Annotated in this window: 16 protein-coding genes; 13 read left to right on the plus strand and 3 right to left on the minus strand. The window is 39.8% G+C overall.

Features of this window, described 5'->3' with window-relative positions; translation table 11 throughout:
• Positions 1-29: 29 nt before the first annotated feature.
• Positions 30-890 (minus strand): DUF1002 domain-containing protein, encoded by an 861-nt coding sequence (locus QFZ73_RS21235; RefSeq protein WP_373459021.1) that lies wholly within the window; start codon positions 888-890, stop codon positions 30-32.
• Positions 891-1,478: 588 nt separating this feature from the next.
• Between QFZ73_RS21235 and QFZ73_RS21240 the strand changes: the two genes are divergently transcribed.
• Positions 1,479-1,817, plus strand: a complete 339-nt coding sequence (locus tag QFZ73_RS21240; protein ID WP_251434983.1) for a GNAT family N-acetyltransferase — start codon at positions 1,479-1,481, stop codon at positions 1,815-1,817.
• Positions 1,818-1,851: 34 nt separating this feature from the next.
• Here the strand turns inward: QFZ73_RS21240 and QFZ73_RS21245 are convergent, their stop codons facing one another.
• Positions 1,852-2,388, minus strand: a complete 537-nt coding sequence (locus QFZ73_RS21245) for a DUF309 domain-containing protein (RefSeq protein WP_307270369.1) — start codon at positions 2,386-2,388, stop codon at positions 1,852-1,854.
• A gap of 166 nt (positions 2,389-2,554) precedes the next feature.
• Positions 2,555-2,647 (minus strand): YjcZ family sporulation protein, encoded by a 93-nt coding sequence (locus QFZ73_RS21250; RefSeq protein WP_072273196.1) that lies wholly within the window; start codon positions 2,645-2,647, stop codon positions 2,555-2,557.
• Between the two features lie 215 nt (positions 2,648-2,862).
• Here QFZ73_RS21250 and QFZ73_RS21255 point away from each other — a divergent pair, with 215 nt between their 5' ends.
• The 12 genes from QFZ73_RS21255 to resA all read left to right on the plus strand — a co-directional run bounded on the left by QFZ73_RS21255 (position 2,863) and on the right by resA (position 13,657).
• On the plus strand, positions 2,863-3,630 hold the full coding sequence (locus QFZ73_RS21255; protein WP_251434987.1) for a segregation/condensation protein A: 768 nt from the start codon (positions 2,863-2,865) through the stop codon (positions 3,628-3,630).
• Positions 3,617-4,198 carry an SMC-Scp complex subunit ScpB gene (gene scpB, locus QFZ73_RS21260; RefSeq protein WP_307270375.1) on the plus strand — a complete coding sequence of 194 codons (582 nt, stop codon included), beginning with the start codon at positions 3,617-3,619 and terminating at the stop codon, positions 4,196-4,198. Before QFZ73_RS21255 ends, scpB begins: the two co-directional genes overlap by 14 nt.
• Before the next feature lie 55 nt (positions 4,199-4,253).
• Positions 4,254-4,670 carry a hypothetical protein gene (locus QFZ73_RS21265; protein WP_251434991.1) on the plus strand — a complete coding sequence of 139 codons (417 nt, stop codon included), beginning with the start codon at positions 4,254-4,256 and terminating at the stop codon, positions 4,668-4,670.
• Positions 4,671-4,692: 22 nt separating this feature from the next.
• Complete coding sequence (locus tag QFZ73_RS21270) at positions 4,693-5,181, plus strand: YpuI family protein (RefSeq protein ID WP_307270381.1); 489 nt, start codon at positions 4,693-4,695, stop codon at positions 5,179-5,181.
• Between the two features lie 120 nt (positions 5,182-5,301).
• Positions 5,302-6,177 carry a superoxide dismutase gene (locus QFZ73_RS21275; RefSeq protein ID WP_307270383.1) on the plus strand — a complete coding sequence of 292 codons (876 nt, stop codon included), beginning with the start codon at positions 5,302-5,304 and terminating at the stop codon, positions 6,175-6,177.
• Positions 6,178-7,034: 857 nt separating this feature from the next.
• Positions 7,035-7,598, plus strand: a complete 564-nt coding sequence (gene ahpC, locus QFZ73_RS21280) for an alkyl hydroperoxide reductase subunit C (RefSeq protein WP_063233159.1) — start codon at positions 7,035-7,037, stop codon at positions 7,596-7,598.
• A gap of 179 nt (positions 7,599-7,777) precedes the next feature.
• Positions 7,778-9,424: an FAD-dependent oxidoreductase gene (locus QFZ73_RS21285; protein WP_307270388.1), complete on the plus strand. Its 1,647-nt coding sequence runs from the start codon at positions 7,778-7,780 to the stop codon at positions 9,422-9,424.
• 155 nt (positions 9,425-9,579) lie between these two features.
• Complete coding sequence (locus QFZ73_RS21290) at positions 9,580-10,737, plus strand: D-alanyl-D-alanine carboxypeptidase family protein (RefSeq protein ID WP_373458961.1); 1,158 nt, start codon at positions 9,580-9,582, stop codon at positions 10,735-10,737.
• Positions 10,730-11,323 carry a nucleoside recognition domain-containing protein gene (locus QFZ73_RS21295; protein WP_251434998.1) on the plus strand — a complete coding sequence of 198 codons (594 nt, stop codon included), beginning with the start codon at positions 10,730-10,732 and terminating at the stop codon, positions 11,321-11,323. Before QFZ73_RS21290 ends, QFZ73_RS21295 begins: the two co-directional genes overlap by 8 nt.
• Before the next feature lie 13 nt (positions 11,324-11,336).
• Positions 11,337-11,864, plus strand: coding sequence for a spore maturation protein (locus tag QFZ73_RS21300; RefSeq protein WP_373459022.1), 528 nt, complete (start codon positions 11,337-11,339; stop codon positions 11,862-11,864).
• A 313-nt stretch (positions 11,865-12,177) separates the two neighbouring features.
• Positions 12,178-12,918 (plus strand): 23S rRNA pseudouridine(2605) synthase RluB, encoded by a 741-nt coding sequence (rluB, locus tag QFZ73_RS21305; RefSeq protein WP_034308106.1) that lies wholly within the window; start codon positions 12,178-12,180, stop codon positions 12,916-12,918.
• 208 nt (positions 12,919-13,126) lie between these two features.
• Complete coding sequence (gene resA, locus QFZ73_RS21310; protein WP_144478468.1) at positions 13,127-13,657, plus strand: thiol-disulfide oxidoreductase ResA; 531 nt, start codon at positions 13,127-13,129, stop codon at positions 13,655-13,657.
• Positions 13,658-13,671: the final 14 nt, after the last annotated feature.

Consider the following 13,671-nt stretch of genomic DNA (forward strand, 5'->3'; position numbering starts at 1 on the left):
TGGCATTGGCCATCCTTTTTTTATTTGATTCAGCTGAAAAGTGATTTGATCGCGTCTATTAAACTACTGAAGACTTCTTTCAATTTATCAAGAAACGATTGACCCTCTTCGGATTCAAGAAAATTGGAAAGCTTATCTTTAGCTGCAGTAAGCTGATCACCGACAGCGTTCCAATCAATATCCAATTCTTTTAGCTTATTGAATAAATCAATTAAACTTTGGACTTGATCATCATTTAAGGCGATTCCAAGGTCTTTTGCTGAAGACTCGACAACCTCACGGACCTCTTCAGTATTGGCTGGTGGATTTGCAGCCATTTCCTCTTTGATTTTCGTAACCAGTGCAGAGGCTTCCTCTGTACCGATTTCGTCACCCAATTTTGCTGTTTTCACCATTTCTTCATTCGCTGCCTGTTTCACATCTTCAGGAATCTTCTTGTCGGCAGAGATTTCATAGGCTTTAATGACCCCTGTCAAAGCCGCTGTACCGGACACGGGTATAGGTGCGGTGACATAAACGGTAGCATCTTTTACTCCAGCAGTTGCCAGGGCATTGATATACATTTCATCGGAAACCCAGTTAATGTTTTTCGACTCCAGTTTAAGTCCTGTACCTTTTTCCTCCAAAGTAATGGCAGAAGATGAAATCGCTTTTGTACCGATCAGACGGCTAGCGATATAGTCTCCTAAGTATTCATGTTCCTCCGCATTTGTAACCGTTAGAACTTCAACATCATTAGGTGCTTTCATTTCTGATAAAATCATATTTTTTTGTTCATTTGTCAAATTCTCACCAAGTGTGACGGTCATTTCACCAACAGCTGCATCTGCAAAAGCTTTATATGGCAATAATAGACATAATAAAATGGTTACAATGACCCATTTATTCATTTTTTTCATGATAATCCTCCTTAACTTTCCTGCTGAATTGGGAATCTTTCAATAAAAGGGCGGCACTCCATATCAGATTCATAGTATTTGACGAAACAAAGGATAAAAAAGATACATATTTTCCTGAAAAAAATTTATATAGCCCAAGATGCTACGTTCTTTTAACGAAGAAGTTGGGTGTATCTTTGTCTTTTATACCTAAGATGGCACTCTATGAACCTAGATCACTTTACCAATGTAGTAAAATCGAAGCAAGATTGCAAGGATATTTGTCAGATTGTGTTAAGTTATAGTAGAATGAATTCGTTATTTAAATATTTGGACCATTCATAAAGGGAGTATGGGATGAGGAAAAGTAATAAGACTCTTTTACTTATGATGCTTATTATCGCTTTGATGTGGGGAATCATATACTGGCTATTTATCGCTTAGCACATAGCACATCGATAAATCAAGTGCTGAAAGTGATGTTGAAACGAACGAGGTTTTTATGTATGATGTAAATGTTATATGTGAGGATTATTATTCAAAGCAAATTAATTGGAAACAGGAAGATAATAAAAACGTTATTTAGTAACGAGGGATATTATGTTGATTAAGTATAAGAAAAGTTATGAGAAGTTTGCCATGGGATTATTATCTTTCATGCCAAATGAAAAAGAGATAAAAACGCTTCGGAATACGATGAAGAATTATGAAACGGATGAAAATCTACAGCTGTTCTTATGGAAAGATGAAGAGATTACTGGCTTGATCGGGATAGAGGTCTCTCCAAACCACATTGAGATACAACATATATCTGTAAATCCATCCTTTCGGAAGCAAGGTATCGGTAAAACGATGGTCAGGGCCATCAAGGAACAATATCCTGACAAAGAATTAAAAGCAAATGAGTTTACGGAAAGCTTTCTTGACAGGTGTGAATAATTCTGAATATGAAAGCTTGAATGGAGGACCACCTTTAAGGGCGGTCCTCCATTCTTGTTTTTCGAAGGGATAGCTGTCGAGCCCTTTCAGAAATGACATCCGAACGATCGCGCATTAGATGCTTATCGACTATTGATGAATTGGCCATGTCGCTATCTGCACCCCATATGTACCCTTCATGCAAACACATGGACTGGCATTTTTCGATCAAGCTTTGATCCGCTATCGGCAGAATAATGCTTTCATATGGCTTTTGTGATAAAATTCGCTCATGTGTGTCCTCGAGCAATTTGAACAGTCGTTCTGGATCGAGTCCCAACTTCAGGAGCTCGGCCTTTTTAGAGTGGAGATTTGCCAGGGCTTTAGACAGGGTCCTCGCAGCCCCTTTTTTGTTTCCCCTGCGATCATGATACAGGGCAACCGCAATTTGAATGAGCCCGACCCAATGAGAGTCACGCTCTTTTGGTGCGGTTTCCTTCCAATATTCTTCAAGAATTTCATGACATTCGAAGTAATCCCTTGTCCCATGGAAATGGAAAAGGAAAGAAAGGTAGTCTTCCGCGTAATTCAATAGGAGCACCCCTTTTGTTTGATGGAATCAAGTAAGGTAAGGCAAAAAGCAATTTTCCATAGCTTAACGCACGCTATGTATACTCAATAAGTTTAGCATAGAAATTTTTCTTGGAAAATAAAGAAAGCCGATTGCAAGGCAATCAGCTTGATTCATCAGCCTTCAATTAACACCATGAAGCACCGACGATAACTAATAAAATGAACAATACTACAATAAACGCGAATCCGCCGCCGTTTCCAAAACCACCTGCACCCATAATGAGTACCTCCTTTGTTCTGCTATTCTTACATTTCTAGGTTATGTTGGATTTCGGAATGTGATTGGGCACCGACCCATTTGTCTGCAATCCATTTAAAGAACTTTTCTGAGGACAGCAAATTATTATTTGGATAAAGGGCGGCAATCCACTATACTGGATAAGTAAAAGAAATAGGCCTTTATCGGCCAATTAGATTTAAATGAGGTAATTTAATGGGTTATAATATAAAAATTGACGCTTTCGAAGGTCCGATGGATTTACTCCTGCATTTGATTAATCGCCTGGAAATAGACATCTATGATATTCCCATGGCTGATATAACAGATCAATACCTAGGGTACATCCATACGATGCAGCATCTGGAATTGGATGTGGCCAGCGAATATCTGGTGATGGCTGCAACACTGCTTGCCATCAAGAGTAAAATGTTGCTGCCAAAGCATGAGGATGAACAATTGATTGATGAAGATGGGGAAATATTTGAGGAAGATCCACGGGATGAGCTTGTGGAAAAACTATTAGAATATAAAAAGTATAAAAATGCAGCTGAAGAATTAAAAGGGATGGAAGAAGAGCGCAGCTTGATGTTCACTAAACCCCCAAGTGATTTATCAGTTTATGTTAAAGAAGCGGAAAGTGATAAACAAGAGTTGAACGTAAGTCTATACGATATGTTGGGGGCTCTGCAAAAACTGCTGCGAAGGCAAAAAATTCAAAAGCCGCTTTACACGAAAGTAACGAAACAAGAGATATCGATAGAGAAACGAATGGATGAAATCATGATTGAGCTACAATCAATTAAAGGGAAGAAAAGTTTTTTTGAACTGTTTTCGCTCCCGGTTAAAGAGCATATCGTCATCACTTTTATGGCGGTGCTGGAACTGATGAAATTAAATGAAATCATCGTTGAACAGGAAGATAATTTTTCGGAGATCATGATTGCTGCTAAGAAAGGTGTAGAACCAGTTGGAAGTTATTAATTGGAAAGGGATTCTTGAGGCATTATTGTTTGCTGCCGGAGATGAAGGGCTCTCCGTCAAACAAATTTCCTCTGTCCTGGAAATTACGGAGTATCAAGCAACGGACATCGTTGAAAGTTTAAAGGAAGAATATATATCGGATGTACGCGGGATTCAGGTGATTGAAATAGCGGGTGTTTATCAAATGACGACAAAGAAAGAGCACTCGGATTACTTGAAAAGACTAGTGGAAACATCAAGCACTCAAGGCTTGTCCCAAGCGGCTTTGGAAACACTCGCAATCATTGCCTATAAGCAGCCGATTACTAGGGCTGAAATAGATGAAATTCGCGGAGTGAAAACGGAACGCCCCATTCATACACTTGTCACAAAAGTCTTAATCAAAGAGGTCGGACGTGCTGAAGGCTCCGGCCGGGCTTATTTATATGGGACAACAAAAGAGTTTTTGGATTACTTCGGCCTGAATTCCATAGATGAATTACCGCCTCTCGACGATAATTCGGATGATAGCTTTGAAAATGGGGAAGCCGATCTGTTTTTTGAAAAATTTCAGCAAACAATCGAATAACATTTTTCTTTAAATTGTGATAATATAGAAAAAAATGAATGCGGGGGGATTGCGGGTGCAAATTGTAGCATGCAATGGATTTGGGCTTGAAAAGGAAAAGTCAAATTCACCTGAGGACTTCTTTAATCGATCCGTTATACAATACATAAAGGATGGGGAAGAAAAGACGCTGAATGTACTGTATCTTCGCTATTTTGATGAGATGGTCACTCGTTGGACCCCATATCCCGCCAATCCTATATTCAAAAGCCCTAACAGAGATATTTATATGGCTGATATCATTGCCATGGTCTGTCTACTCAAAGACCCGAGCCTGGTTAACCGAAAACGTATATATATAAATGCAGAAAAAGAGCTGGCTGGTTATTTCGAAAATATAGATTTTGAAAAATTGGAGAAAGTGTTTATATCTATTGACCAAGCTAAACCATATGATATAGAATCACATGTTGACTATTATATTCAATCTTAATCATTTTGAGGAGGGTTCACGGTTGGGGAATACATTGGTAAAATCTCAGCTTGAGGATGTAAAAGGCTTTTTAGAAACAACAGTGGCTCAGTTAGAAGAATTTATAAATGAGACGACCTATTCTAAGCTGCAAAAGGAAAAAAGCGGGGATGAAACCTATTATAAAGGGATCCTTTCTAGTTTAAGAAGAATGCTTGTAAGTTGTGAAGAGGGCTTGGAGGCTTGCCAAATCGTTCTGAAAAATGATGTTTTCAATAAAGCTGCAGCTGAAAAGACGCTTTATAGGGTTTATCATCAATGTATCGAAGAATACTTTTCCCCAAAATCAGATCGGTGGTTCGAGGACAGCAGATCTGCCTATACAGGAAAAAACTCGATTAAATTTCATCAAAGTGTACCTGACAGCATAATATCCATTCTGAAGGCCGTGGAAAGTGGATTCCAGTCCATGCGTGAAGAATTGGAGTTTTATGAAACGGATTACCGGACGAAAATGTTACAGTCAAGATAATGAAACAGCTAGGCTTAATAGGCCTAGCTGTTTTTTTAGCTATAAATGGAATCTCCGCTTAATCGAAACATAAAATACTTTGATGATTTATGTGCATAAAGGTTAAGAGGAGGTTGCAAGATGTCTGAAGTAAGAGATTATGCTAAAGAGGTAAGTGATTGGGTTGATGGAGTGATGGAATATCTTGAGAAGATCGATATCACCGATTCGCCTTTGCTGTCAAATATTGAACGGCTTTCCAAGTTGACAAAAGATATGGATGAGGAAGAAATGGATTATGAGGATATGCTCCTGATTGAAGAAGAGATGGCTCGGGTCTACGAGGAAATTGAAGAACTCGCTAGAGAATTCAATATACAGGAAAGCCAATCAGTGCCGATTGGGAAGCATACGCTACCGCCGTTACCTTATGCCTATGATGCGTTGGAACCGACGATTTCAAGGGAAATCATGTATCTGCACCATGATAAGCATCATCAAGCATATGTCGATGGTCTGAATAAAGCGGAATTGATGATGAAGAAAGCGAGGGAAACGAATGATTTTTCCTTGTTGAAACATTGGGAAAAAGAAGCAGCCTTTCATGGATCAGGCCATTATCTCCATACGCTGTTCTGGGAAGTGATGATTCCGGGAGGGGGCGGACAGCCAAAGGGGGATTTACTTAAACAGATTGAGAAGGATTTTGGAAGCTTTGCAGCTTTTAAAAGTCATTTTAGTGAAGCTGCCAAGCAAGTAGAAGGTGTTGGCTGGGCGATTTTAGTCTGGGTTCCGCGTGCGCGGCGGCTAGAAATACTTCAATCGGAATTGCATATGGTTTTGACCCAGTGGGATACGATCCCAATCCTTGTTCTTGATGTATGGGAACATGCTTATTACCTGCAATATAAAAATAATCGGGCAGCGTATGTGGACAAATGGTGGGATGTTGTAAACTGGCCGAAAACTGCCGTAAGGTTCACCGAAGCGAAAAAGCTTATTTGGAAAAAGCAATAACTGATAAAATATAGGAGAGTCCTTGGAGAACCAATTACAAATATACGCTCCGTGAAGGTTCGTTTCAGTTTGTAGAAAAGGGTTTCGGAATGGTTTCATTCCGAAACCCTTTTGAAATCAATGGCGCCCGTCAATTCACGAACCAAATGGTTCGATGAAACCAGTTGATCTAAGCTAATCATTTCAAGTTGATCTCGCTGAAAAAAGTATCCTTATCACTTCAGTTTAATACGTGTATTTTAAAACAAATAAGACTGTAGGCAAAAGGAGTTTTATCTAAATGTTAAACAAAGTTGATTGGAACGGGTGTACGGGACTTCTGCGGTAAAGTGCGTCCAAGGGAGACCGCCCGCGGAAACCGCCCTACGTTCCAATCCAACGTTCGAGTTTTTACAAACCCTCAAAAAAACTGTAGACAAACTTGATTATCATCGAATTTGTCTACAGTCTGACCAATCCGTGAAGGTTCGTTTTATTTTTTTTGCCTGAAATTTTGTATCAAGAATTTTTTAGGGAAAATATGGGAAAGATATGAAGAGGGACCTGAAAATTTTATTTGAAAGCGACTTATGATTCTCATTTGGATATTATAATTAGATTGAAAAGGAGATGATATCATCTCATGAAATAATGAGCATGTGTCTTATTTAAATCCTTGAAATAACATTGGAAATGTGTTAAATATGCTATTTTGAAGTACTAGGGGTTTTAAAAAAATAATTAATTTATATCAATATAAAAACTGTGACCAATTTGTGAACTTAAAAATTATTAAGGTATATTTATTGACTAGTTTCTATTTAATAATTATTATAAACAGGAGCAGATAAAAAAATTAGCTATTGGAGGAATTTATTATGTCATTGATCAATAAACAAGTTGAAGATTTTAAAGTACAAGCTTACCATGCGGGAGAATTCAAAGAAGTTACACTTGAAGATGTTAAAGGAAAATGGGCAGTATTCTTTTTCTACCCAGCTGACTTCTCTTTCGTATGTCCAACTGAACTAGCTGATCTTCAAGATAACTATGAAACATTCAAGGAAATTGGTTGTGAAGTTTACTCAGTTTCAACAGATACTCATTTCAGCCACAAAGGATGGGCTGATGCTACTGATACAATCGGTAAAATCCAATATCCAATGTTAGCTGACCCAGCAAACGTTTTATCCCGTCAATTCGGTGTATTAATTGAAGAAGATGGATTGGCTCTACGTGGAACTTTCATCGTAAATCCAGAAGGACAAATTAAAGCATACGAAATTAATGACCTAGGAATTGGACGTAATGCTGAAGAACTTGTAAGAAAAGTTCAAGCTGCACAATTCGTAGCGGAACATGGAGATAAAGTTTGCCCTGCAAAATGGACTCCAGGTGAAGCTACTCTTGAACCAAGCCTAGACCTTGTAGGTAAACTTTAATTTTTAAATGGGATGGTCCATTTCTACCGGTAATGGACATACCCAGCATTGATTACGATTACTGGGACAATTCGTCCTACAAGATCTTATGACAAAAGGCACTTACCTAAAATAAGTGCCTTTTGTTTTTTAAAATAATCAGTTTAGCACGTATTATCATTCAGCAAGGAGCACAAAAGATGAAAAAAAAATATGATTTATTAATTATTGGTGGCGGACCTGCAGGCCTCTCAGCCGGAGTTTATGCAGGAAGAGCTAAGTTAAAAACAATAATTCTTGAAAAAGGAACTGGCGGCGGACAAGCTGCAACTACGTCGGAAATAGCCAATTATCCTGGTATCCGTCATATATCGGGCCCTAGGTTAGTTGAAGAAATGAAGCTTCAAAACGAAGATTTTGGCGTTGAATTCGCCAAAGCTGATGTAACGGACGTGGATTTCTCCGGTGAGGTGAAAGTCGTTAAAACCTTTGGCGGGGACTACCATGCACGTGCCGTCATCATTGCAACGGGTGCTACTCCAAGAACACTAGGATTTCCAGGTGAAGAGGAATTCACTGGCCGCGGTGTAGCTTATTGTTCAACATGTGATGGTGAATTCTTTGAAGGGTTGGAAGTTTTCGTTATCGGGGCAGGATATGCAGCCGCTGAAGAAGCAATATTCCTGACACGCTTTGCTACAAAAGTTACAATCATCGCCCGAGAATCAAGCTTCTCGTGTGCCCCGTCCATTGTTGATAAAGTAATGGCAAATGATAAGATTGAAGTGAAATTCAATACGGAAATCCTTGGGGTATATGGAGACGGGATGATTCAAAGTGCACGGTTCATCAATAACGCGACTAAAGAAGAATTTGAATATAAGGCTAAGGAAGAAGACAATACGTTTGGAGTATTCGTTTTCATAGGTTACGAGCCGAAAACAGAGATTTTCAAGGGCCATATCGAAATGGATCATGCTGGTTACATTTTTACCGATGATGATATGAAGACTAATGTTAATGGTGTCTATGCGGCGGGCGACCTAAGGCCAAAATCCTTGCGCCAGATTATCACAGCTGTATCTGATGGAGCGATTGCAGCAACGGATGCCGGTAAATATATTGCAGAAGAAAAAGATCGTTTAGGAATCAAAGATGAACCTGAAGTTGAAAAACCGGCGAAAAAAGAACAGGCCGCTGTCCCAGCAGGCAAGAGCGCTTTATTAAGTGATGCGTTACGTGGCCAATTAAAGGGAATCTTCGGCAAGATGGAGAGCGACGTTACATTGGTGTCCATCGTCGATGAAAGTTTGCCAAAATCAGTCGAATTGCGAGATTTCTTGTTGGATGTTGCGGAATTAGGAGATAAGCTTCATCTTGAATTATACAACAAGGGGGAAAATACGGAAATTGAAGAAAAAATCAATGCAGATAAGTTCCCTGTCGTTTCCCTCTTAAATTCGAATGGTGAATACAGTGGCGTCAAATACCACGGTGTACCAGGCGGCCATGAGTTGAATTCCTTCATTTTGGCTATCTATAATCTGGCCGGACCTGGTCAAGCATTGGATTCAGTCGTACTGAATTCAATTAAGGGAATCAGTAAAAAAGCGAACATTAAGGTTATGGTTTCATTGGCATGCCACTACTGTCCAGACGTTGTAGTGGGTGCACAGCGCATAGCGATTGAAAACCCTAACGTTGAAGCTGAAATGGTCGATATAAGCAATTTCCAGGAAATCAAGAAGAAATATAAAGTCATGAGCGTGCCGGCCATGATCATCAATGATGAAGAAGTGGTATTCGGAGCTAAGAAAATTGATGAAATCGCTGCTTTATTAGTATGATAGAACACTAAATCGATAGGGGCATGTCCTCCTATCGATTTTTTTATGCCCTTGAAAATCAGTAGATATCATGAAGGGTTACATTCTTTTATTCATAACCCTTGTCCCTTTGCATAAACTTGTACAAAAACAAGTAAAGAGACAAGGGGGCACTCATGCATTTTCCATATAAAGGGTTATCAAGTTTGTGTATCGTCATCCTGTTGTCTTTTATGGTACCTGTACAAAGCTCCAAAGCAAATGTATCCGTAAGTGCCCATAGTGCGATTTTAATGGATGAGGATAGCGGAAGGGTCATTTATGAAGTGAATGCCCATGAAAAGAATCGCATAGCAAGCATTACGAAAATAATGACGGCTATCTTGGCTATTGAATCAGGACAAATGGATGAAACAGTGAAGGTAAGCGGCAATGCCTTCGGGACGGAGGGCTCTTCCCTTTATTTAAAAGAAGGAGAAAAAATTAAGCTCGAAGATTTGGTTTATGGCCTGATGCTTCGTTCAGGTAATGATGCAGCAGTCGCAATCAGCGAAAAGGTTGGCGGAAGCCTGGATGGATTCGTCTGGATGATGAATCAAAAGGCGGAAGAAATCGGGATGAAAAATACCCATTTTTCAAATCCACATGGTTTGGATAATACGAAGAACCATTATTCAACCGCATATGATATGGCCATACTCACTCGTTATGCCATGCAAAATGAAACGTATGCAAAGATTTCCGGCACAAAGGAACACAGGGTACCTAATTCCACAGAACAATGGGATTATATATGGAAAAACAAAAATCGCCTGCTTACACAATTATATGAGTATTGCACAGGGGGGAAAACAGGGTATACCAAACTAGCAAAACGGACCTTGGTCACGACGGCAACAAAAAATGAGCATGACCTGATTGCTGTGACATTGAATGGTCCGGATGATTGGAATGATCATATTGAAATGTACGAATCCGCCTTTAAGGATTATCAGCCGACAGAAATTTTACCTGAAGGCATGGTAAGAAATATGAAAAATAAAATATATAAAGGGCATGTTTACATTAAAAATGATTTTTCGTACCCACTAACAAAAGAAGAGAGAAATTTGGTCAATGTGAAAATGAAATTGTTGAAGCCCCAGAAGGCTTGGAAAGATAAAAGGAAAATCCCGGAAGTGGTCGGCAGAGCATCCATCTATCTCGATGGTAAGAAAATAGGTACGCGTTCGATTTTTTATGGGGAAGCAAAAGAAAGCTTCAAGCAACAATCATTCCAATCTTCATGGGCTGAGGTATTTGAAGCGGTATTGGGAATCGGACGCAATGGTTAATTACATTTGGGTCGGGATGTTTGTGATCGGTATTGTCTTTGGCATGATTAATGGGACGATGGATCAGGTGAATGAAGCGCTATTTGTCAGCGCAAAGGAAGCGGTCACCCTTTGCCTGGGACTGATGAGCATACTTGTCTTTTGGCTGGGTTTGATGAAAATAGCGGAGGAATCGGGGCTGTTAGATAAACTATCCAACTTGTTCAAACCGTTCATGAGATGGCTATTCCCTGAAGTGCCTGCTAATCATCCCGCTATGGGGTATATACTTTCCAATATGATGGCAAACACATTCGGATTGGGGAATGCAGCTACGCCTCTTGGAATAAAAGCCATGGAACAGCTAAAGAAACTAAATGGAGGAAAAGCAACGGTCAGCCGCTCGATGGTCACCTTTTTAGCAATCAATACATCAAGCGTAACGTTGATTCCAACTACTGTCATTGCGATTCGGATGAATTACGATGCCCACTCCCCGACGGACATCGTTTTTCCGACCATTATAGCAACGGCCATTTCTGCCGTTGGAGGAATCGCGATAGATCGATATTTTTATTACAGGAGAAAGAGGAGCGGGAGGGAATAGGATGTTACACTGGATGACCACCATTTCAATTTGGATGATACCGATTTTGATCCTCTGTATATTACTGTACGGCACCTTGAAAAGAGTTCCCACCTATGAGACCTTCGTTGAGGGGGGGAAAGAAGGAATCAGCATGTCTTTTTCCCTCATCCCTTTCCTTGTAGGGATGCTTGTGGCGATTTCAGTATTTAGGGCATCAGGGGCCTTGGATTTCATTGTACAAACATTGAACCCATTGCTTTCCCTTCTTCATTTTCCGTCTGAGGTTTTACCCCTTGCGATTATCAGACCAATATCCGGAACAGCCGCTTTAGGAATAACCAGCGACCTGATATCTGTATATGGACCCGATTCCTTTATTGGCCGCTTGGCTGCCACGATTCAGGGAAGTACAGATACCACCTTCTATGTATTGACCGTTTATTTTGGAGCCGTCGGGATCAAAAAAATGGGAGATGCCCTTAAGGTCGGTCTTTTGGCGGACTTGATCGGAATCATAGCTGCCGTTATCGTCGTCACACTGGTTTTCGGTATGAATTAAAGGTAGGGAAATGGGCGATTCCATTTCTTTTTTTTTGTCTTTTTTCTTAAACAATCGCTATGTTAAGCTCTCCATTTTTAAGTGGGTTCAAACTTTCATCTAAAAGAAACATTTTTTTGTATGGAAAAATAAGCTATGTTACACTCATTATGGAAACCAACCCATTTAACCGTCCCATTATTGGTGTAATAATAAAAGAAAAGCTCTTAATCGCGAAAAACCTTTTGTTTTTGCCTCTCAATATGTAATAATTGTATGATTGTGTATGTATAGACAATAACAAACGAATGATTATACTATGGGGTGAAGATAGATGGAACGATTACAAAAGGTTATAGCACATGCTGGACTGGCTTCCCGCCGTAAAGCAGAAGAGTTGATTTTAGAAGGTAAGGTAAAAGTGAACGGCAAAGTAGTGAAGGAATTAGGTGTGAAAGTTGGGCCTAATGATAAGGTTGAGGTTAATGAAGTCCCGCTTGAAAAAGAAGCCCCGGTTTATTTCCTGTTTTATAAACCGCGTGGCGTCATTTCAGCAGTTTCTGATGATAAGAATAGAAAAGTCGTAACGGACTTTTTCCCTTACATTAATGAACGGATTTATCCAGTTGGCCGCTTGGATTACGATACTTCGGGCTTGTTGATTTTAACTAATGACGGGGAATTTGCAAACACGTTAATGCATCCGAAGCATGAAGTGGATAAAGTGTATGTGGCAAAAGTGAAAGGGATGCCTTTGCGTGAAAGCTTGAAAAAGTTGGATAAAGGTATCAAGTTGGAGGATGGCAAGACTGCACCAGCCAAGACAAGGGTATTGTCTACCGACAAGAAAAAGGAAACGGCGATAGTTGAAATCACAATACATGAAGGCAGGAACAGGCAAGTCCGCCGGATGTTCGAAGCAATTGGCCATCCCGTCATTAAATTGAAGAGGGAACAATATGGTTTCTTGACCTTGGACGGTTTAACAGCAGGAGATTCCCGGGAGCTGACTCCACATGAAGTTAAATTAATGCGGACTTTAGCAACGACCGAACCTAAACAGCGGAGAATGTAAGAAAGAATTTTTCCTGTATTAATAGGTTGAAACCACTACCCCATTCTTCCCCTGGAAGAATGGGTGGTGGAAAACAACCTGTAAATACCTTTTCCTTCATGAATCGGGAAAGAATGTCACAAAACCTTCAGAAATGTAAACAAAAAGGACATGGCGTTAAGTGGTATAATGGTATGGTTAAATTTAGTGTGGCCTTAGGAGGATTTCTATGGATAAAAAGAAGCGACGCCTAATTAGCAGAACCATCATTCTCCTGCTTTTAGGTGCAGCTTTAGTGTTCGCCCTTTATACGAACTTCACTAAAGATAAGAATGAAAGTCTGAGAAAAGGATCCGATGCACCCAATTTCGTCTTAACTGATATGGAAGGCAAAGAGCATAAACTTTCCGATTACAAGGGAAAAGGCGTCTTCCTGAACTTTTGGGGTACATATTGCAAACCGTGTGAATATGAAATGCCTTATATGGAAAATCAATATAAAAACTTTAAAGACCAAGGCGTTGAGATATTGGCGGTTAATGTCGGGGAATCTGACTATGCTGTCAATAATTTCATTACAAAGCATGATCTAACCTTTCCTGTCATGATCGATAAAGGTAGGGAAGTGGAGAATGCTTATCGCGTGGATATATTGCCTGTCACCTTTTTGGTTGATAAAGAGGGGAAAGTGATAGATATCATCACCGGAGCTTTGACAGAAGAGAGCATCCAAAAGCATATGGAGAGAATTAAACCATAATATTGGGGAGTTTT

The sequence above is a fragment of the Peribacillus sp. V2I11 genome (genome assembly GCF_030817135.1).
GTDB classification, from domain to species: Bacteria; Bacillota; Bacilli; order Bacillales; family DSM-1321; genus Peribacillus; species Peribacillus simplex.